This is a genomic window from Centipeda flueggei ATCC 43531 (assembly GCF_000160695.1).
GTDB lineage: Bacteria > Bacillota > Negativicutes > Selenomonadales > Selenomonadaceae > Centipeda > Centipeda flueggei.
In genome coordinates, this window is sequence record NZ_GG694006.1 from 1 (window position 1) to 17,366 (window position 17,366).

At 53.4% G+C, this 17,366-nt stretch carries 19 protein-coding genes, 2 tRNA genes and 1 rRNA gene; all 22 read left to right on the forward strand.

Going from position 1 to position 17,366, the window contains the following annotated elements; translation table 11 throughout:
• The first annotated feature begins 214 nt into the window (after positions 1 to 214).
• The 22 genes from rrf to pyrE all read left to right on the forward strand — a co-directional run bounded on the left by rrf (position 215) and on the right by pyrE (position 17,362).
• Positions 215 to 331 (forward strand): 5S ribosomal RNA (rrf, locus tag HMPREF0908_RS00005).
• A gap of 51 nt (positions 332 to 382) precedes the next feature.
• A tRNA-His gene (locus tag HMPREF0908_RS00010) sits at positions 383 to 458 on the forward strand.
• A 1-nt stretch (position 459) separates the two neighbouring features.
• Positions 460 to 535, forward strand: a tRNA-Trp gene (locus HMPREF0908_RS00015).
• Positions 536 to 673: 138 nt separating this feature from the next.
• Complete coding sequence (locus HMPREF0908_RS00020; protein WP_006689347.1) at positions 674 to 1,231, forward strand: hypothetical protein; 558 nt, start codon at positions 674 to 676, stop codon at positions 1,229 to 1,231.
• Between the two features lie 153 nt (positions 1,232 to 1,384).
• Positions 1,385 to 3,202 carry a translational GTPase TypA gene (typA, locus tag HMPREF0908_RS00025; RefSeq protein WP_006689348.1) on the forward strand — a complete coding sequence of 606 codons (1,818 nt, stop codon included), beginning with the start codon at positions 1,385 to 1,387 and terminating at the stop codon, positions 3,200 to 3,202.
• A 155-nt stretch (positions 3,203 to 3,357) separates the two neighbouring features.
• Positions 3,358 to 3,909 (forward strand): cell division protein SepF, encoded by a 552-nt coding sequence (sepF, locus tag HMPREF0908_RS00030; protein WP_040572256.1) that lies wholly within the window; start codon positions 3,358 to 3,360, stop codon positions 3,907 to 3,909.
• A 201-nt stretch (positions 3,910 to 4,110) separates the two neighbouring features.
• Positions 4,111 to 4,815 (forward strand): 30S ribosomal protein S2, encoded by a 705-nt coding sequence (gene rpsB, locus HMPREF0908_RS00035; RefSeq protein ID WP_006689351.1) that lies wholly within the window; start codon positions 4,111 to 4,113, stop codon positions 4,813 to 4,815.
• Between the two features lie 69 nt (positions 4,816 to 4,884).
• Positions 4,885 to 5,754 carry a translation elongation factor Ts gene (tsf, locus tag HMPREF0908_RS00040; protein ID WP_040572257.1) on the forward strand — a complete coding sequence of 290 codons (870 nt, stop codon included), beginning with the start codon at positions 4,885 to 4,887 and terminating at the stop codon, positions 5,752 to 5,754.
• Positions 5,755 to 5,866: 112 nt separating this feature from the next.
• Positions 5,867 to 6,592, forward strand: coding sequence for a UMP kinase (gene pyrH, locus HMPREF0908_RS00045; RefSeq protein ID WP_040572258.1), 726 nt, complete (start codon positions 5,867 to 5,869; stop codon positions 6,590 to 6,592).
• The gene (gene frr, locus HMPREF0908_RS00050; protein WP_006689354.1) at positions 6,589 to 7,146 is read left to right on the forward strand and encodes a ribosome recycling factor; all 558 of its coding nucleotides are present in this window, start codon (positions 6,589 to 6,591) and stop codon (positions 7,144 to 7,146) included. The genes pyrH and frr overlap by 4 nt, the downstream gene beginning before the upstream one ends.
• Complete coding sequence (locus HMPREF0908_RS00055) at positions 7,146 to 7,379, forward strand: hypothetical protein (protein WP_006689355.1); 234 nt, start codon at positions 7,146 to 7,148, stop codon at positions 7,377 to 7,379. Before frr ends, HMPREF0908_RS00055 begins: the two co-directional genes overlap by 1 nt.
• 146 nt (positions 7,380 to 7,525) lie before the next feature.
• Positions 7,526 to 8,257 (forward strand): undecaprenyl pyrophosphate synthase, encoded by a 732-nt coding sequence (locus tag HMPREF0908_RS00060; RefSeq protein ID WP_425358101.1) that lies wholly within the window; start codon positions 7,526 to 7,528, stop codon positions 8,255 to 8,257.
• A 14-nt stretch (positions 8,258 to 8,271) separates the two neighbouring features.
• Positions 8,272 to 9,093 carry a phosphatidate cytidylyltransferase gene (locus HMPREF0908_RS00065; RefSeq protein ID WP_006689357.1) on the forward strand — a complete coding sequence of 274 codons (822 nt, stop codon included), beginning with the start codon at positions 8,272 to 8,274 and terminating at the stop codon, positions 9,091 to 9,093.
• Between the two features lie 20 nt (positions 9,094 to 9,113).
• Entirely contained in the window at positions 9,114 to 10,154 is a 1,041-nt protein-coding gene (gene rseP, locus HMPREF0908_RS00070; protein ID WP_006689358.1) for an RIP metalloprotease RseP, read from the forward strand.
• An 8-nt stretch (positions 10,155 to 10,162) separates the two neighbouring features.
• A complete protein-coding gene (ispG, locus tag HMPREF0908_RS00075; protein ID WP_006689359.1) occupies positions 10,163 to 11,242 on the forward strand; it encodes a flavodoxin-dependent (E)-4-hydroxy-3-methylbut-2-enyl-diphosphate synthase in 1,080 nt (359 codons plus the stop codon).
• On the forward strand, positions 11,239 to 12,951 hold the full coding sequence (locus HMPREF0908_RS00080; protein ID WP_006689360.1) for a proline--tRNA ligase: 1,713 nt from the start codon (positions 11,239 to 11,241) through the stop codon (positions 12,949 to 12,951). The genes ispG and HMPREF0908_RS00080 overlap by 4 nt, the downstream gene beginning before the upstream one ends.
• A gap of 28 nt (positions 12,952 to 12,979) precedes the next feature.
• A complete protein-coding gene (locus HMPREF0908_RS00085; protein ID WP_040572260.1) occupies positions 12,980 to 13,759 on the forward strand; it encodes a hypothetical protein in 780 nt (259 codons plus the stop codon).
• A 108-nt stretch (positions 13,760 to 13,867) separates the two neighbouring features.
• Complete coding sequence (locus tag HMPREF0908_RS00090; protein WP_006689362.1) at positions 13,868 to 14,314, forward strand: Hsp20/alpha crystallin family protein; 447 nt, start codon at positions 13,868 to 13,870, stop codon at positions 14,312 to 14,314.
• A gap of 46 nt (positions 14,315 to 14,360) precedes the next feature.
• Positions 14,361 to 15,149: a CheR family methyltransferase gene (locus HMPREF0908_RS00095; RefSeq protein WP_006689363.1), complete on the forward strand. Its 789-nt coding sequence runs from the start codon at positions 14,361 to 14,363 to the stop codon at positions 15,147 to 15,149.
• Complete coding sequence (locus HMPREF0908_RS00100; RefSeq protein WP_006689364.1) at positions 15,146 to 16,069, forward strand: phenylacetate--CoA ligase family protein; 924 nt, start codon at positions 15,146 to 15,148, stop codon at positions 16,067 to 16,069. The genes HMPREF0908_RS00095 and HMPREF0908_RS00100 overlap by 4 nt, the downstream gene beginning before the upstream one ends.
• A gap of 4 nt (positions 16,070 to 16,073) precedes the next feature.
• Entirely contained in the window at positions 16,074 to 16,787 is a 714-nt protein-coding gene (gene pyrF / locus HMPREF0908_RS00105; protein ID WP_040572451.1) for an orotidine-5'-phosphate decarboxylase, read from the forward strand.
• Entirely contained in the window at positions 16,787 to 17,362 is a 576-nt protein-coding gene (gene pyrE / locus HMPREF0908_RS00110) for an orotate phosphoribosyltransferase (protein ID WP_040572452.1), read from the forward strand. The genes pyrF and pyrE overlap by 1 nt, the downstream gene beginning before the upstream one ends.
• Positions 17,363 to 17,366: the final 4 nt, after the last annotated feature.

Below are 17,366 nucleotides of genomic sequence, written 5' to 3' on the forward strand. Positions count from 1 at the left end.
TTAAGCAGCGAAACGGAAGCGTCGGAGCGTAAGCGACAGACGCTGACGATTGAGTCGCTTAGTCGATGTTTGTAAAGCAAATGTCGACTGTGACTTAGAGTACTCGACGTTGACGCAGTCAATGTCGACAGTAACTCAAAGGTACAAGCCTACAAATACAATTTGCTTACAGTTTCTTCTGTGAAGTTTTGAGTGAGCAAGACTCATTCAAGCATGCGGTGATGATGCCTGGACGGTACCACCTGTTCCCATTCCGAACACAGCAGTTAAGCGTCCACAGGCCGAGGGTACTTCGTTGGAGACGACGTGGGAGACTAGGTAGTTGCCGCAAGGATAGAACTCGTGAATGACGTGTTCACGAGTTCTATTTATAAATAACATGGCGGCTTTGGTGAAGCGGTTAACACACTGGATTGTGGCTCCAGCATGCATGGGTTCGATCCCCATAAGTCGCCCCATAGGGGTATAGCTCAACTGGTAGAGCAACGGTCTCCAAAACCGTAGGTTGTGAGTTCAAGTCTTACTGCCCCTGCCATTGAGGTTCAGCCGTATCGATTTGATACGGTTTTTTTGTTCTTTTATGTTCTTTTTCTTGTCAAACGTTTCATTATGGTGTAGAATGGCGAACAGCAAAATGATTTTTTTGCCTTGAATTTAAGGAGGAGATCTATCCATGAAGAAATTCGTCCAAATGGCGCTTGCTTTGTGCCTTATGCTGCTTGCCGTACAGGTGAGCGCATCTCCCTATACGGATAAAGTGACGCTTCCCGAGGGAGCAGTGATTACAAATGTTAATCGTTTGGCGATCGGTGCACCTCTTTATGTACAGGTCGAGGATACGGCTCCTTCCATTGAGATCCTGACCCAGGTTGTTGCAGATGCTGCCCGTGTGACGCGTACTAACGTAGTCAGCTATGATACGGTGGTGAACGGGGTCAAGGAGAGCAAGGGCGTTGATCTGAAGACACTTCCGCGCCGTGATGCTGCGAAGACGTTTAAGGAAAATGTTGCCTCCTTTGCTGATGCCTATGTGATTCTGACGGTAGCAAACAATAGCCGTACGGTCTTTTTCTTTGATGTCTATCGCTCCGGTTCGAATGAGCTTCTCTATACCTATGAGGTGCGTGCGAATTCGACGGACGGCAATACGGTTGCAACGTTTTCCAGTCTTTCCGAGCAGTTCTATAAGAACTGGCAGCGTTCGGTGGATGCGCAGAATAAGGGGAAATAATCAGATATATCCGGCTCCCACTCTGTGGGAGCTTTTTTGTTGAATAAGGAAATTTTGTAGCATCTGCTCATAATTTTGGTTGACAAAGATGCTGCACTATAATAAGATAGACACACTATCTTTTGGACGGATGCAGGGGAGGCACATCTTTTTATGGTGACGAATGAAAAACTGCGCAATATCGCAATTATTGCACATGTTGATCATGGTAAGACAACACTTGTCGATGCGATGCTGAAGCAAAGTCATGTGTTTCGCTCGAATGAACAGGTGAATGAGCGCGTGATGGACTCGGGCGATATTGAGCGCGAACGCGGCATTACGATTCTTTCGAAGAATACGGCGATCCTTTATGATGGAATCAAGATCAATATTGTAGATACACCGGGACATGCTGATTTCGGCGGTGAGGTGGAGCGCGTTCTCAACATGGTGGACGGCGTACTCTTGCTTGTTGACGCATTCGAGGGACCGATGCCCCAGACGAAGTACGTGCTGCGCAAGGCACTTGAACAGGGGTTGAAGCCGATCGTGGTCATTAATAAGATTGACCGTCCGGATCAGCGTGTGGACGATGTATATGATGAGGTTCTAGAGCTCTTTATGGAGCTCGATGCAGACGACGATCAGCTCGATTTTCCTGTGATCTATGCGGCGGCGCGTGACGGTATCGCAAAATTCAAGATGGAGGACATGAACGACAATCTTGAGCCGCTGATGCAGACGATTGTGAAGGAGATTCCGGCCCCGCAGGGCGATGCGGATGGCCCTCTGCAGATGATGGTGACGACGCTTGAGGCGGATGACTATGTTGGGCGTGTTGCCATCGGCCGCGTGATTCGGGGGTCGGTGCGTCCCAATCAGAATGTAGTTGTGATCAGTGGTGACCATGAGACGAAGGCGAAAGTCGGCAAGGTCTATGTCTATCAAGGACTCAAGCGTGTCGAGGTGGATGAGGCAGGTATGGGCGAGATTGTTGCTCTGACTGGCCTCGGTGATGTGAGTATTGGGTACACGGTAGCGGACGCAGAGAATCCGGAGGCGCTGCCGACGATTAATATTGATGAGCCGACTCTCTCGATGACCTTTGGTGTCAATACGAGTCCCTTTGCGGGCCGCGAGGGGCAGTTCGTCACCTCCCGCCATCTGCGTGATCGTCTGTTCAAGGAGATTGAGACCAATGTTGCTATGCACGTTGAGGAGACGGATTCTGCCGATGTGTTTAAGGTATCGGGACGCGGTGAGCTTCATCTGTCGATTCTGATCGAGCAGATGCGTCGTGAGGGCTACGAGCTGCAGGTCGGAAAGCCAGAGGTTGTCTATAAGATGATCAATGGCCAGAAGTGCGAGCCGATGGAGAATCTGACGGTCGAGGTGCCGCAGGAGTACATGGGCGCGGTCATGGAGGCTCTCGGCACACGTAAGGCAGAGCTGTCGAATATGACGGAGCTCTCGGGTTATATCCGCATGGAGTTCTTCATCCCTGCACGCGGGCTGATCGGCTTCCGTTCTGAACTTCTGACGAGTACGAAGGGCAACGGTATCATGAATCATGTCTTCCACGGCTACGTGCCGTATAAGGGGGATATGACGGGGCGTTCGCACGGGTCACTTGTTGCGTTTGAGCAGGGGGAGACGACAGGCTACGGAATCTTCTCGCTGCAGGATCGCGGTACGATGTTCATCTCGCCGGGGCAGCAGGTCTATGAGGGCATGATCGTCGGAGAGAATTCACGCGATATCGATATGGATATCAATCCGTGCAAGAAGAAGAATGTCACGAATATGCGTACGTCTGCCTCGGATGAGGCAATCCGTCTCACACCGCCCCGTATTCTGAGCCTTGAGCAGGCGTTGGAGTATATCAATGACGATGAGCTCGTCGAAGTGACACCGGAGAATATTCGTCTGCGCAAGGCGATTCTCGATCGTACAGCACGCGGTCGTGCGGCGAAGAATGCCCGTAAGTAAGTCTTGTCCAATAAAATCCTTCGATCATAGAATTATTTTGTCAAAGATGTGCTTGCTTTTCTGAAAGAAATATGATAGTATGTCTGCGTTAGCAAGATGAGGTTTTGTCGCCAATTTTAGGCAGCGCTTAGAGAAATCGAGGAAGGAAGAGGTAAATGGGTGCAGATTCGTTGTTTTCACGAGTGAAAGATATGTTTTCACACGTGGTGGACTCATTTCTACCGACCGATGAAGAAGATGATGAGGAGGATATCCTGGAGCAGCAGGCGTCACCGGCCATTCAGGCGACACAGGCGGCACAGAACGTTGCTTCCGCGCGCCGTGTAGCCAATGGCGGTACGGTTCCTTTCTCCGCGCCTTCTCCTTCCTCTTCTTTCCAGACGCCGCGTACGCCGGCAATGGGGGAGGGCGGAACGACCCCGTTGACCGTACATACGACAAAGGTATCAGAGCTGCGGGTGCGCATTCATCGTCCGCGCCGCTATGATGATGCGGCTCCTGCTGTTGTGCAGCTGAAGCAGGGGATTGCAATTGCGGTTAATTTTGACTGCATGAATCATCCTGAGCGACGTCGCGTTTGCGACTTCCTAAATGGTGCCTGCTACGTGATGCATGGTACAGCACATGTGGTGTCGAGCACGATCATCCTCTATGCGCCCAAAGGGGTTGATGTGACCGAGGCACTTGCTATGACGCAGTCAAACTGAATGACGACGCAAACATGGAGGGATAGCATTCCTCCATATTTTTTGTGTAAAATTTTTTGGAGGGCGTTGTTTTACTGGTGACGGTATGTTATAATACGCCCTAGTGTGAAAAAGCACGCGTTTCCGATAGCCGTTCTGTGCTGCATTCTGTGCGGTGGTACGGCGGATGAGGGACGCGGAAGAACAACAGGAGGTATTTCCATGGCAGTAATTTCTATGAAGCAGCTTCTGGAGGCGGGGGTCCATTTTGGGCATCAGACGCGCCGCTGGAACCCGAAGATGGCGCGTTATATCTTTACGGAGCGCAACGGAATCTACATCATCGATCTGCAGAAGACGGTACGCAAGGTGGACGAGGCGTACAACTTCCTCCGCAGTGTTGCGCAGGAAGGCAAGTCCGTCCTCTTCATTGGTACGAAGAAGCAGGCGCAGGAGGCAATCCGTGAGGAGGCGCTCCGTGCAAATATGTTCTATGTCAACGAGCGCTGGCTCGGCGGCATGATGACGAACTTCCAGACGATTCAGCGTCGTATTCATCGCCTCAAGACACTCGAGGAGATGGAGGAGAACGGCACGTTTGAGGTTCTTACGAAGAAGGAAGTGCAGGGGCTGCGTCACGAGAAAGAGAAGCTTGAGCGCTATCTGGGCGGTATTAAGGAGATGAACCGTCTGCCGGGTGCACTCTTCGTCGTTGATCCGCGCAAGGAGCGCATTGCGGTTGCTGAGGCACGCAAGCTGAATATTCCTATCGTTGCGATTGTCGATACGAACTGTGATCCGGACGAGATCGACTATGTGATTCCGGGCAATGACGATGCGATTCGTGCCGTCAAGCTTCTCACGGGCTGCATGGCAGACGCTGTGCTTGAGGGCAGCCAAGGAGGCGCGCAGGAAGCGGAAGAATAATAGAATGCAGTGGGGTAAGGGAGTGTTATCCCCTTACCCATTTTTTTTGGAATGATCGTAGGAGGAACAATGATGGCAATTAGTGCGGCAATGGTAAAGGAACTGCGTGAGCGTACAGGCGCGGGTATGATGGACTGCAAGAAGGCTCTTGCAGAGACAAACGGCGATATGCAGCAGGCGATTGACTATCTGCGTGAGAAGGGAATTGCAAAGGCGGAAAAAAAGGCAGGTCGTGTTGCCGCTGAGGGTGCTGTAACGGCATACCTTACGCCCGATGCGAAGGTCGGTGCTATCGTTGAGATCAACTGCGAGACAGATTTTGCTGCAGGGAATGAGCAGTTCCGTGAGCTCAGCGCAAAGGTCGCAAAGCACATTGCTGAGACAAATCCGGCAGATCTCGATGTGCTGAATGCGAGCACACTTGATGGCAAGGAGGTTGCCTCCCTCATCACCGAGGCAACGGCAACGATTGGGGAGAAGATCTCCCTGCGCCGCTTCGTTCGCTATGAAAGCGCGGGGCGCATTGCGGTATACATCCATATGGGCGGCAAGATCGGTGTCCTCGTCGAGCTCTCCGGTGGAGATGAGCAGCTCGGCAAGGATATTGCGATGCAGATCGCAGCAGCGGCGCCGCTTGCTGTTGATCGTGCCGGTGTAACAGCAGATCATATCGAGCATGAGAAGGAAGTCCTCCGCAAACAGGCACTTGAGGAGGGAAAGCCCGAGAAGATCATCGAGAAGATGGTTGAGGGACGTATCAACAAGTTCTATGAGGAAGTCTGCCTGCTTGAACAGAAATTCGTCAAGGATCCGGAGAAAAAGATCGCTGATGTGCTTGGTCCGGTAGAGATCAAGGCGTTCACACGCTTCCAGTTGGGGGAGGGCATCGAAAAGAAGCAGGAAGATTTTGCTGCGGAAGTTGCTGCACAGATGAAGTAAAATGACATGAGGAGAGCTGCCCGTCGGCAGCTCTTTTTTGCAGATGGTCTGCGGATTTTTTTGAAAAAGTATGCTATAATGGCGCAGAGAATGTGCGTGAGGAGGAGTCGTCTTGGAAACGAAATATCGTCGCGTCGTATTGAAACTGAGCGGAGAGGCATTGGCAGGAGATCAGAGATTTGGGATCAACCCGCAGGTGGTTGAGGAAATTGCGTCACAGATAAAAAAGGTGCGCGATCATGGCATCGATGTTGCTATTGTTGTCGGCGGAGGGAATATCTGGCGTGGTCTTGCCGGCAGTGCCAAGGGGATGGATCGTACAACAGCGGACTATATGGGGATGATGGCGACGGTGATGAATGCGCTTGCCCTGCAGGATGCGCTCGAAAAACAGCATGTCGATACGCGCGTCCAGAGTGCAATTGAGATGCGTCAGATTGCGGAGCCGTATATTCGTCGCCGCGCTATCCGCCACATGGAAAAGGGGCGTGTTGTGATCTTCGGTGCAGGGACGGGCAATCCGTATTTTTCGACGGATACTACGGCAGCGCTGCGCGCAGCCGAGATTGAGGCGGATGTCATCCTGATGGCGAAGAAGGGGACGGACGGGATCTATGATTCTGACCCGAACAAGAACCCGAATGCCAAACGGTTTGAGACGTTGACCTATATTGATATTCTTAACAAGGGGCTGGCGGTCATGGATGCGACGGCGACCAGTCTTTGTATGGAAAACAAGATCCCCATGGTGGTGTTTAGTATCGATGTGCATGAGAATATTGCGCGTGCATCGTTTGGGGAGCCGATTGGAACGACGGTAGGAGGCGAAGCTGTATGATCAAGGATATTCTGTCAAAGCATGAGGAAAATATGAATAAGGCGATCGATGTGCTTCGTCGTGAGTTCTCGTCCCTGCGTGCGGGTCGTGCGACACCGAATCTCCTGGATAAGGTGATGGTCCCTTACTATGGCACACCGACCTCGGTCAATCAGCTTGCCAAGGTGACAGTGCCTGAGCCGCATATGATCGTTATCACTCCGTGGGAAAAAGCAATTCTGCACGAGATTGAGATTGCAATTTCGAAATCCGATCTTGGTCTTTCGCCGAATTCCGATGGAAATGTCATTCGTCTTGCAATTCCACAGCCAACGCAGGAGCGCCGCAAGGAGCTGATTAAGACGGTCGGAAAGAAGACGGAGGAAGCGAAGGTCGCGCTGCGCAACATCCGCCGTGATGCAAATGAGGCGATCAAGAAGCTCGAGAAGGACAAGGAAATCAACGAGGATGAGTCTAAACGCGGGCAGGACTCCGTGCAGAAGCTTGTTGATAAGTTTGTCAAGCAGATGGATGAGATGCGTACGGCAAAGGAAAAAGAGGTCATGGAGATCTGATGCAGGATTCCTTTTCGGCACGCCCGTGGGACGAAGTTCGTCGAGAACTTGATGCGGCAGGTGTTCCGTATGTTGTAACGACGACATGTGCTTCGCGGCAGTTTTTCCCTGTAGACAAGGTGCATCCTTATGTCCTTCGTGTTCGAAGGGAAGGGGAGGGATATGCGGTGACGCTTGCCGCTCTCCCTCTGCGGAGTGCAGCGGTTGCTGCCTATGAAGAATATCTCCGCTGAACGCGCGGCACCCCTTTCGGCATTTGCCGAAGGGGTGTTTTGGTCATGGAATCGTCTTGCGGATAGGAATGGAGCGAACGAGCATGTGGAGAAAACTCTTTGGCAGCGCTGAGGGGGAAGTACCATCTTCGGAAGCCTCCCTTTCAATGGATCATACAGGCTCTAAGGATATGCTGCCGCGCCATGTTGCCATTGTGATGGATGGGAATGGACGATGGGCGAAGGCAAAGGGGAAATCTCGTTCTACGGGACATGAAGCAGGAGCACGCACGCTCAAGCGCATTGTGCGGGCCGCATCGGAGATGGGGATCGAAGTGCTGACCGTCTATGCTTTTTCGACGGAGAACTGGAAGCGTCCACATCGGGAAATCGACTTTTTGCTGCGGCTTTTTGATACATTTCTGGCACGGGAAATTGATGAGATGAATGCAGAACAGGTGCGTATTCGTTTTATCGGCCGGCGTGACCGCTTCTCGGATCATCTGCTTGCTCGTATGGAGGAAGCGGAGCATCGCACGGCACAGAATACTGGTGTGCACTTTAATCTGGCAGCGAACTATGGCAGTCAGGATGAGATCCTGCGTGCCGTACGGACGCTGGCTGCCCGTGTGGAGAAAGGAGAGCTTCGTGCAGAAGAAATTGACGAAATACTCTTTTCCCATACACTTGATACGGCAGGGGATCCCCCCGTCGATCTCTTCATCCGTACGAGCGGCGATCTGCGACTGAGCAACTTCCTTCTGTGGCAGTCTGCCTATGCAGAGTTGTACTTTACGGAGACGCATTGGCCGGATTTTACGCCGGAGGAACTCGCGCATGCTATTGAGGATTTCGCGGGACGGAGCCGTCGGTTTGGCGGCTTATCTGCGGAAGAATAGATGGGAGGCTGTCTTTGATTACACGCATTATCTCCGGCATTATCGGCATCGGTATTGCAGGTTATGTCATACAGTCGGGCGGAACAACGTTTGCCATTGCAGCGGCAGTGCTTGCCGCTCTTGCATGGTTTGAGTATACGCGTGCTTTTTCGCGACGTGGTGGCAGTCCTGCACTTTTTTCAGGGCTGCTTGGTATTGGCGGGATGCTGTACGGCGCATATGTCGGACATGAGAATATTATTCTGCTGGCTCTTATGGCGTCCTCAGTTCTTGCGCTCATGACCTGTGTGCTCCTCCGCGGCGATGTGTCTGTTCACGATGCAACTGTTTCTGTGGCGGGGATCTGTTACATCGGTATGCCGTTTGCCCTGCTTATTCTCCTGCGGAATATGATGGGGCCTGTCTATGCGACGCCAATTGAGACGTTTTCCTGCGGGGCGGCGATGGTCTGGGTGATGTTTATCGGGACCTGGGCAAGTGACAGCTTCGCCTATTTCGCAGGATGTGCGTTCGGTTCCCACAAACTGGCACCTGCCATCAGTCCAAATAAGACCATCGAGGGGTTCTTCGGCGGGCTGATCGGCACGATCGCTGTCATCGTAGGGATTGGCTGGTTTCTCGCAATGCCGCTGCCGCAGATGGCGGGACTGGGTGCTGCGATTGCCGTGCTCGGTACGCTTGGTGATCTTGTCGAGTCCATGATGAAGCGGCAGACAGGCATCAAGGACTCAGGTGCGATTATTCCAGGGCACGGCGGTGTATGGGATCGCTTCGACAGTGTCCTCTTTACGGCACCGCTGGTCTACTACTATACGGTATACATTGTCCTGCGCTGAACGGGGCAAAAGGAGTTTGGATGTTAGAGAAAATTGCTGCGACAGTCTTTGTCTTTGGGCTGCTCGTCTTTGTGCATGAATTGGGACATTTCATCACGGCAAAATTGACCGGGATGCGCGTGGATGAATTTGCCATTGGCTTTGGACCGCGTCTTGTGCATTTCCGTTACGGAGAGACGGTTTATTCGATCCGTTTGGTTCCGCTGGGCGGGTTCAATGATATTGCCGGTATGGCAGCGGATGACAATGATGCCGGTGATCGCGGCTATTGCCGCAAACCGATTCTCTCCCGCATGATTGTGATTCTTGCGGGATCGGCGATGAATTTTATCCTGCCCGTTGTCCTCTTTTTTGGCATCTTTTTCTTTGCCGGGGTGCAGACGCCGAATCCCGCGCCTGTCCTTGGCAAGGTGCTCGCAGATAATCCTGCCGCACAAGCAGGGCTCATGACGGATGATCGTATCCTGGCGATTGACGGGCGTACCATCGATACATGGCAGGAGCTGGTGGATGCGATCCGCACGAACCATGGAACGGTACCGATGACCATGCAGGTGGAGCGCGGCGAGCAGGAACTGACGGTAAGCGTGACTCCGCATTATGATGCATCACAGCAGCGTGGATATATCGGTATTGTGAATGCCTATACCAGCACCTATCCTGGTCTCTTCCAGTCCATCTCAATGGCATTCGAACGGACGATGATGATTATCGTGATGATGCTCGATGCACTCTATCGAATCATTCTTGAGCTCTCCGGCTCAGAACTTGCGGGGCCGATTGGCGTAGCGCAGATGGCGGGGGAGGTCGCAGAGATGGGGATTGTCCCGCTCCTCAATTTCGCCGCACTTCTCAGTCTCAATCTTGCGATCATCAATCTACTTCCTGTACCAGCACTGGACGGAGGGCACTTTCTAACGCTCTGCGTCGAGGCGGTGCGCGGCAAGCCGCTGAGTCCGAAGGTCATGCACTACATTCAGAATGCGGGCGTGGGATTGATTATTCTCCTGATGCTGCTCGCCATGAAGAATGATGTCGTTCGTATCTTTGCAGGAGGCTGACCCACGCTATGTCAACATTCGAACGCCGTCGCACGCGGCAGATTCACATCGGAAACATCCCCATCGGGGGCGATGCACCGATCTCTGTGCAGTCCATGTGCAATACCAAGACGACGGATACGGAGGCAACGGTAAGGCAGATCCGCGAACTGGCCGCGGCAGGATGTGATATCGTACGCCTCGCTGTGCCCGATATGGCGGCGGCAAAGAACCTCGGCAATATCATTCGTCAGGTGAAGACGCCGCTCGTCGCCGACATCCACTTTGACTACAAACTTGCACTTGAGGCGATGGCACAGGGGATTGCAGCTCTGCGCATCAATCCCGGCAACATCGGCGGTACGGAGCGCGTGAAAAAGGTTGTCGCGGCGGCACGTGAGGGGGGAATCCCCATCCGCATCGGAGTGAATGCCGGCTCACTCGACCATAAGATGCTCAAGCGGTATGGCGGTGTTACAGCAGAAGCCTTGGTTGAATCTGCCATGGAACATGTGCGTATTTTGGAGGAGTTGGATTTTCATGATATGAAGATTTCGCTCAAGGCGCATGATGTTCCGCTGACACTTGCGGCGTATCGTCTAATGAGTGAGCGCACAGATTACCCTCTGCATCTTGGCATTACAGAGGCGGGCACGGCAGGGACGGGGATCATCAAGTCTGCCGTCGGCGTCGGAACTCTCCTCGCTGAGGGCATCGGTGACACGATACGCATCTCGCTGACGGGTGATCCCGTGGTCGAAGTCCGTACGGCAAATGAGATTCTGAAGGCGCTTGGGCTGAAGGAGTACGGTCCGACGCTTGTCGCGTGTCCGACCTGCGGGCGTACGAGCATCGATCTCGCATCCATTGCAGAGAAGGTCGAGGAACGCCTGCGCGGCATGGAGGATCCCATTGAGGTGGCTGTGATGGGCTGTGTTGTCAACGGTCCCGGCGAGGCACGCGGTGCGGATGTCGGTATTGCCGGAGGGAATGGTGAGGGGCTGATCTTCCGCAAGGGAGAGGTCGTTCGCAAGGTAAAGGAAGAAGAACTGCTGCCCGAACTCTTTCGGGAGATTGATGCGATATTGGAGGAACGGAAACGGTCATGAGAGCAACGAATCTGTACGCGCCTACCCTTAGAAATACGCCTGCGGAGGCGGAGATTGCGAGCCATCAGCTCATGTACCGAGCCGGTCTCATTCGCAAGTCTGCCGGCGGGATGTACACCTATCTGCCGCTCGCATGGCGCACCATCCGAAAGATTGAGCAGATCATCCGTGAGGAGATGGATGCCGCGGGCGGGCAGGAGATCATGATGCCAATCCTGCAGCCGTCTGAACTCTGGGAGGAGAGCGGCCGCTGGGGGGCATACGGCGCAGAGATGATCCGCGTGAAGGATCGTCATGGCCGCGAGTTCTGCATGGGGCCGACGCATGAGGAGATGATTACGGCACTCGTACGTGATGAGGTGCGCTCGTACAAGCAGCTGCCGCTCATGCTCTATCAGATTCAGGACAAGTTCCGTGATGAGCGCCGCCCACGTTTTGGGGTGATGCGCAGCCGTGAGTTCATCATGAAGGATCTCTATTCCTTTGACAAGGACATCGCGGGGATGAACGAGTCCTATCGCAAGATGTCCGTGGCCTATACAAATATTTTCACGCGCTGCGGACTGAACTTCCGTGCGGTGGAGGCCGACAGCGGCGCGATCGGCGGCGGGCATTCCGAGGAGTTTACTGTTCTTGCCCCTGAAGGGGAGTCGCGTATTGCCTGTTGCGACGCATGCAGCTATGCGGCGAGTGACGAGAAGGCGGCACTGCGTCCGATCAATGCACCGGACGAGGCGGAGCTGCCGCTCGCGAAGGTAGCGACTCCGCATACGAGTACGATTGCGCTGCTTGCGGAATACCTCAAGATCCCCGTCGAAAAGACGATCAAAGCAGTCGCCTATCAGACGGAGGACGATGTCCTCATTCTCGCGTTCCTGCGCGGTGACCACGAGGTCAACGAGATCAAGCTCGTGAACGCCGTGCCGGGCGCACGGGAGCTGCGCATGGCGGACGAGGAGGCGATCCGTGCGGTTGGCGGCTGCCCCGGTTTTATGAGTCCCATCGGCATCAAGAAGGGCACGCATATCGTCGTCGATGAGACGGCGATGCGGATGCACAACGCTGTTTCCGGTGCGAACGAAGCGGATTTCCACTATACGAATGTCAATCCGAAGCGTGACTTCGGTGCGGTGACTGTGGCAGACATCCGCCTCGTCGAAGAGGGAGACGCGTGTCCCGTCTGCGAAAATGGGCATCTCCATATCGGCCGCGGCATTGAGGCAGGACAGATCTTTGCCCTCGGCACGAAGTACAGTAAGGCAATGGGGGCGACCTTCCTCGATGAGGCAGGGAAGACGCAGCCCTTGCAGATGGGCTGCTATGGCATCGGTGTTGGACGCACAATGGCGGCGGCAATCGAGCAGAATCACGATGAGCATGGCATCATCTGGCCGCGCGCGATTGCGCCGTATGAAGTCGTCGTCGTGGCAGTAAACGCCAAGGCGGAGGAACAGCTCGCATACGCCGAAGAGGTTTACGAGGAGCTGCGTGCAGCGGGTGTCGATGTACTGCTCGATGATCGTCGCGAGCGTGCGGGCGTGAAGTTCAATGACTGTGATCTCATCGGTTATCCTGTGCGCATAGCGATCGGCCCTAAGACCATTGAGAACGGAACAATTGAGGTGAAGATCCGCAAATCCGGTGCGCTCGTGAACTTTGCGCGGGATACCTATCTGAAGGGCGTGCAGGATATGCTGGCAGCGCTGTAACATATTGTGGATGAACGGAGGACGGACCATGAAACGAGGATGTGTAGGTATCGCTGCTTCAGTGCTCGCCATGTATCTTTCTATATCGAATATTGCTCATGCAGAAACAATTGTCCATAATAAACGTAGTGTCCATCATGCAGCAGAGCAGGTTGAACCAAGGACAGCAGAGTTTCCTGCGGCTATAGAGCAGCCAACTCCAAAACAGCAGGTAAAAAGCGTTGCCCCAAATGAAGACACAAAACAGGATACCCCTCCTCCAACGAGTGAGAAAAATCAGTCAGGGGAGATGATGTCGTCATCTCCCCTGATGCTTCCTCCTGCGGAAAAGAATCCTTTTTTCAAACTTAATATTCAGGATGATTTTATTAGTTATGTGTCCATGTACTATATATTGGACAATGAACAGAACAAGGATTTATTGATTACCGTCGAGAAGCAACGGTCTACAACATACTTGTCGTCAGAATCATACATGATGTTCAAGATAACGGATATTAACAACGACCGTTCCAATCCACCGATCTTTTCTAAAAAACATCCGCCGCGACTGGTTTTTAGAAAAGATGGCGTGGAAAAGATTGTTGCTTTTCAAAAAGTCTACATGATGAACAGTGAAGGTGTTGTCTATGGCAGAGTACGCAATTCTCTTCGGGAATTGGTGTATGCATCTGAAGTCTTTTTTGAAGTCTATCGTGAAGATGAACAATACCATCGTATCCACTTGCCGGATCAGGTCATACAGCAATGGAAAGAGGTTCTGGAATCTGATTTGCGAAAGGTGAAGCAGGAACATCTGAATCGATAAATATTACGATTCAGATAGGGACAGCATTTCATAGAGATAATTGAAAATAACGCTGCTTATTGCTATAATGAAGGCATTGACAGGTATATTTTATTGGAGGTGGCTGTTATGTTTCGTCCATTGCCATTCAATCTGAAAGAGAATGCTGAGAAGGGGCAGGAGATGCTGAGCAAGGCACTTGATACAGTGATGGAGCACTCTTTCAACCCTTTTGATAAGGTCGGCGGGGTACTCTTTCCATTTCGTGTTGATGTGATCGATACGGAGGCGCAGTATGAGATTTTTGCCGAACTGCCGGGATTCGCAAAGGATGCTATTGAGGTTTCGTACAGTGAAGATGGTCGACTGAAGATCAAGGCGGAACGCAGTGCGTCCGAGGTTTCGGAGGTTCGTTATCTCTGTCATGAACGCAGGACGGGTACATTTGAACGCTCCTTCTTCATCGATGATGTAGATGATGCCTCGGTGTCTGTTTCCTATGAGGCAGGAATTCTGCATGTGATCCTGCCAAAGCTTGCCGAGAAACAGTCACGCCGTATCTTTACCATACAGTAATTCTTTTCATCATGGATAGAGATATATAGAACGGGAGAGGGTATCTATGCCGGAGGATCGTGATTGGGGACTTTTTAAACAGAAGCTCAAGGCAAGGACGGAGATCGATCTGGATCTCTACAAAGAACCGCAGATGAAGCGCCGCATCAATAATCTGGTCATGCGTGCAGGGTATAAGGAGTGCTGTGCATATTTTGATCATGTGTGTAAGGACAAGGATGAGTTCGCAGCGTTTATCGAATATCTGACGATCAATGTGTCAGAGTTTTTCCGTACGCCGGAGAAATTCAGCAAGCTTGAGACGGATGTTATTCCCGATCTCCTAAAGCGCTCGTCGAAGCTCAATATCTGGAGTGCAGGGTGTTCCATCGGGGCAGAGCCTTATTCGCTTGCCATCATTATGAAGGAGATGACGCCGGGGACGCGCCACCGCATCCTTGCGTCTGATCTCGATATCGAGATCCTGGCGAAGGCGAAGCGCGGCGTTTATACGGCGGATGAAATCAAGTGTATGTCACCAGAGCGCCGCCGTAAGTACTTTGATGAGGACAGTGACCACTATGCCGTCAAGCAGGAGATCAAAAGTATGATCGAGTTTAAGCGTCACAATCTCCTGCAGGATAAGTTCGAGACGGGCTTCGATCTCATTCTTTGCCGCAATGTGGTCATCTATTTCACGGATGAGGCAAAGGATCAGCTCTACCGTCATTTCTTTGAGGCACTCAAGCCGGGCGGCATCCTATTTGTTGGTGCGACAGAGTCGATTCTCAACTTTCGCAAGATGGGATATACGAGCTTTCAGCCGTTCTTCTATCAGCGTCCGCTCGAGTCATGAGCGGAACTGTACGACTCACGCGGGGACAGCGGTGCGCGCTGCTCCAGCGTGAGGTAAAATGGGCGGAGGAAAAGGCCGCGGCATACCGCGCTGCGTTTTCACGCATCGGTGTGACCCATGCCGACGTGAAAGATTTCGCGGATATGGCACGGCTGCCGTTTTGGGACGCCGTGGCAGAGGAGGGGGCGCATGCCCCCTTTTTTATGCTTACCCTTCCCTTATCGGGGCTTATGCGTATGAGTATGCTGCGGGATGCGGCAGAGGGTGGTGGGCACATTCACTGCTATACGCAGGGGGATGTGGCACGGCAGGTGCAGGTGACAACGGATATGCTTGCTGCCTGCGGCATTCACCGTGCGAGCACGGTGCTGCTCGTCGGCAATGCTGCAGACAGCAGGATCCTTGATCTCCAATATGCTCTCGATGGGCTTGGTGCGACGGTTCTGTCCTGTGCTTCGGCGGCAGATGCCTTGCGTCTCATGGACGTTGCTGTGCCGGATACGCTGATTGCATGGGAACATGATCTTCCTGTATTGGAAGGGACGCTGCAAAAGATGGCACTCTACCGTCTGATATCGATTGGGACGCAGGTAGGTGCACGAGAGAGTACACGGCAGATGGCGGCACGGTTGGGGGCGTGTCACATGCATCTCTTTACGCGTGCTCCGATGGGCGCACTGATCGGGTATCACAGCGGCAATGGTGCGGGCATTCATATCGAGGAGCGGCAGTTCCTTGCTGAGATCATTGATGCAGCAGGCAATAGCTCCACAGCAGATGGGGGATGCGGGGAGCTTGTCCTCTCGACGATTGCGGCAGAGGCAATGCCCGTTCTGCGCTATCGTATGGGTCTGCGCGTGCGCTTGATGCGTGGGCAAGACTGCAGCGGCAATGAGAAGATATGGGTGGCGGAGGCTTGATATGGTGGCAGATGAACGGCTGATTGCAGCACTGGATGTCCATACGCGCGAGGCGCTGGAGGAATTGGTCGGACGGCTGGGGGACAGCATTTCTTACTATAAGGTCGGTATGGAGCTCTTTTATGCGCTTGGCGGGGACGTGGTCACGTGGCTGAAAAGAGAAGGCAATAAGGTGTTCCTCGATCTGAAGCTGCACGATATACCGAACACTGTTGCTGGTGGGCTGTGCTCTCTGCTGCGTCTGCGTCCTGATATTCTGAACGTCCATACGGCGGGCGGCCTGCGCATGATGCGGACAGCGTCAGAGGCACTGCACCGCGCGGCAGAGGAGGAGGGCATCCCCTGTCCGAAGCTGATCGGTGTGACGGTGCTTACGAGCATGGATGCGGAGGACTGGACGGGGCTCGGTCATACGGGAACCGTCGCGGATGCAGTGCTGCGCCGTGCAAAGCTGGCGCAGGAGGCGGGATTGGATGGTGTTGTTGCATCCCCTGCGGAGGCAACGGAGATTCGACGTGCCTGCGGCCGTGATTTTTGGATTGTTACACCGGGGATTCGTCCCGCAGGTGCGGCTCATGACGATCAGCGCAGGGTGATGACGCCGGCGGCGGCACTCCGTGCCGGTTCGTCACAGATCGTGGTGGGGCGTGCCATCTGCACAGCGGAGGATCCGCGCGCAGCGGCAGAAGCTGTTTTGAAGGAGATAGAGGAAATATGATGACGCAGGACGAGGTGCGCGCACTGTTGGTTAAGACTGGTGCAATTATGGACGGACATTTTCTGTTGACGTCGGGACTTCACAGCCCGCACTATGTGGAGAAGTTTAACGTGCTGCAGCATCCGCAGTATACGCAGAGACTTTGTGAGGCGATGGCAGAGAAGTTTAAGGATGCGCGAATTGAGACAGTGGTTGGACCCGTGACGGGCGGCATTCTGCTCGCGCATGAGACGGGCAAGGCACTCGGGACGCGTGCGATCTTCACGGAGCGAGTTGGCGGGAAGATGACGTTCCGCCGCGGTTTCTCCCTATGTGAGGGGGAGCGCGTACTGATTGTCGAGGACATCGTGACAACGGGCGGATCGATCAAAGAGGTGATCGACGTGGTTAAGGCGGCGGGGGCTGTTCCTGTAGCCGTCTCTATGCTCGTTGACCGCAGCGGCGGGAAGGCCGCATTTGGCGATGTGCCCGCAACTGCTCTCCTCACGATGAGCGTGGAGACGTATATACCAGAACAGTGCCCTCTCTGCGCCAAGGGAATTCCCATGACGAAGCGCGGCCGTACGGGCAAGTAAGGGC

Excerpts from the sequence above, each read along its gene's own strand:
- rpsB (WP_006689351.1), top strand. The coding sequence starts at position 4,111 with ATGGCAGTAATTTCTATGAAGCAGCTTCTGGAGGCGGGGGTCCATTTT.
- HMPREF0908_RS00080 (WP_006689360.1), top strand. The coding sequence starts at position 11,239 with ATGAGAGCAACGAATCTGTACGCGCCTACCCTTAGAAATACGCCTGCG.
- ispG (WP_006689359.1), top strand. The coding sequence starts at position 10,163 with ATGTCAACATTCGAACGCCGTCGCACGCGGCAGATTCACATCGGAAAC.
- pyrE (WP_040572452.1), top strand. The coding sequence starts at position 16,787 with ATGACGCAGGACGAGGTGCGCGCACTGTTGGTTAAGACTGGTGCAATT.
- rseP (WP_006689358.1), top strand. The coding sequence starts at position 9,114 with ATGTTAGAGAAAATTGCTGCGACAGTCTTTGTCTTTGGGCTGCTCGTC.
- HMPREF0908_RS00020 (WP_006689347.1), top strand. The coding sequence starts at position 674 with ATGAAGAAATTCGTCCAAATGGCGCTTGCTTTGTGCCTTATGCTGCTT.
- tsf (WP_040572257.1), top strand. The coding sequence starts at position 4,885 with ATGATGGCAATTAGTGCGGCAATGGTAAAGGAACTGCGTGAGCGTACA.
- typA (WP_006689348.1), top strand. The coding sequence starts at position 1,385 with ATGGTGACGAATGAAAAACTGCGCAATATCGCAATTATTGCACATGTT.
- sepF (WP_040572256.1), top strand. The coding sequence starts at position 3,358 with ATGGGTGCAGATTCGTTGTTTTCACGAGTGAAAGATATGTTTTCACAC.
- HMPREF0908_RS00090 (WP_006689362.1), top strand. The coding sequence starts at position 13,868 with ATGTTTCGTCCATTGCCATTCAATCTGAAAGAGAATGCTGAGAAGGGG.
- HMPREF0908_RS00095 (WP_006689363.1), top strand. The coding sequence starts at position 14,361 with ATGCCGGAGGATCGTGATTGGGGACTTTTTAAACAGAAGCTCAAGGCA.
- HMPREF0908_RS00100 (WP_006689364.1), top strand. The coding sequence starts at position 15,146 with ATGAGCGGAACTGTACGACTCACGCGGGGACAGCGGTGCGCGCTGCTC.
- HMPREF0908_RS00060 (WP_425358101.1), top strand. The coding sequence starts at position 7,526 with ATGGATCATACAGGCTCTAAGGATATGCTGCCGCGCCATGTTGCCATT.
- frr (WP_006689354.1), top strand. The coding sequence starts at position 6,589 with ATGATCAAGGATATTCTGTCAAAGCATGAGGAAAATATGAATAAGGCG.
- HMPREF0908_RS00085 (WP_040572260.1), top strand. The coding sequence starts at position 12,980 with ATGAAACGAGGATGTGTAGGTATCGCTGCTTCAGTGCTCGCCATGTAT.
- HMPREF0908_RS00055 (WP_006689355.1), top strand. The coding sequence starts at position 7,146 with ATGCAGGATTCCTTTTCGGCACGCCCGTGGGACGAAGTTCGTCGAGAA.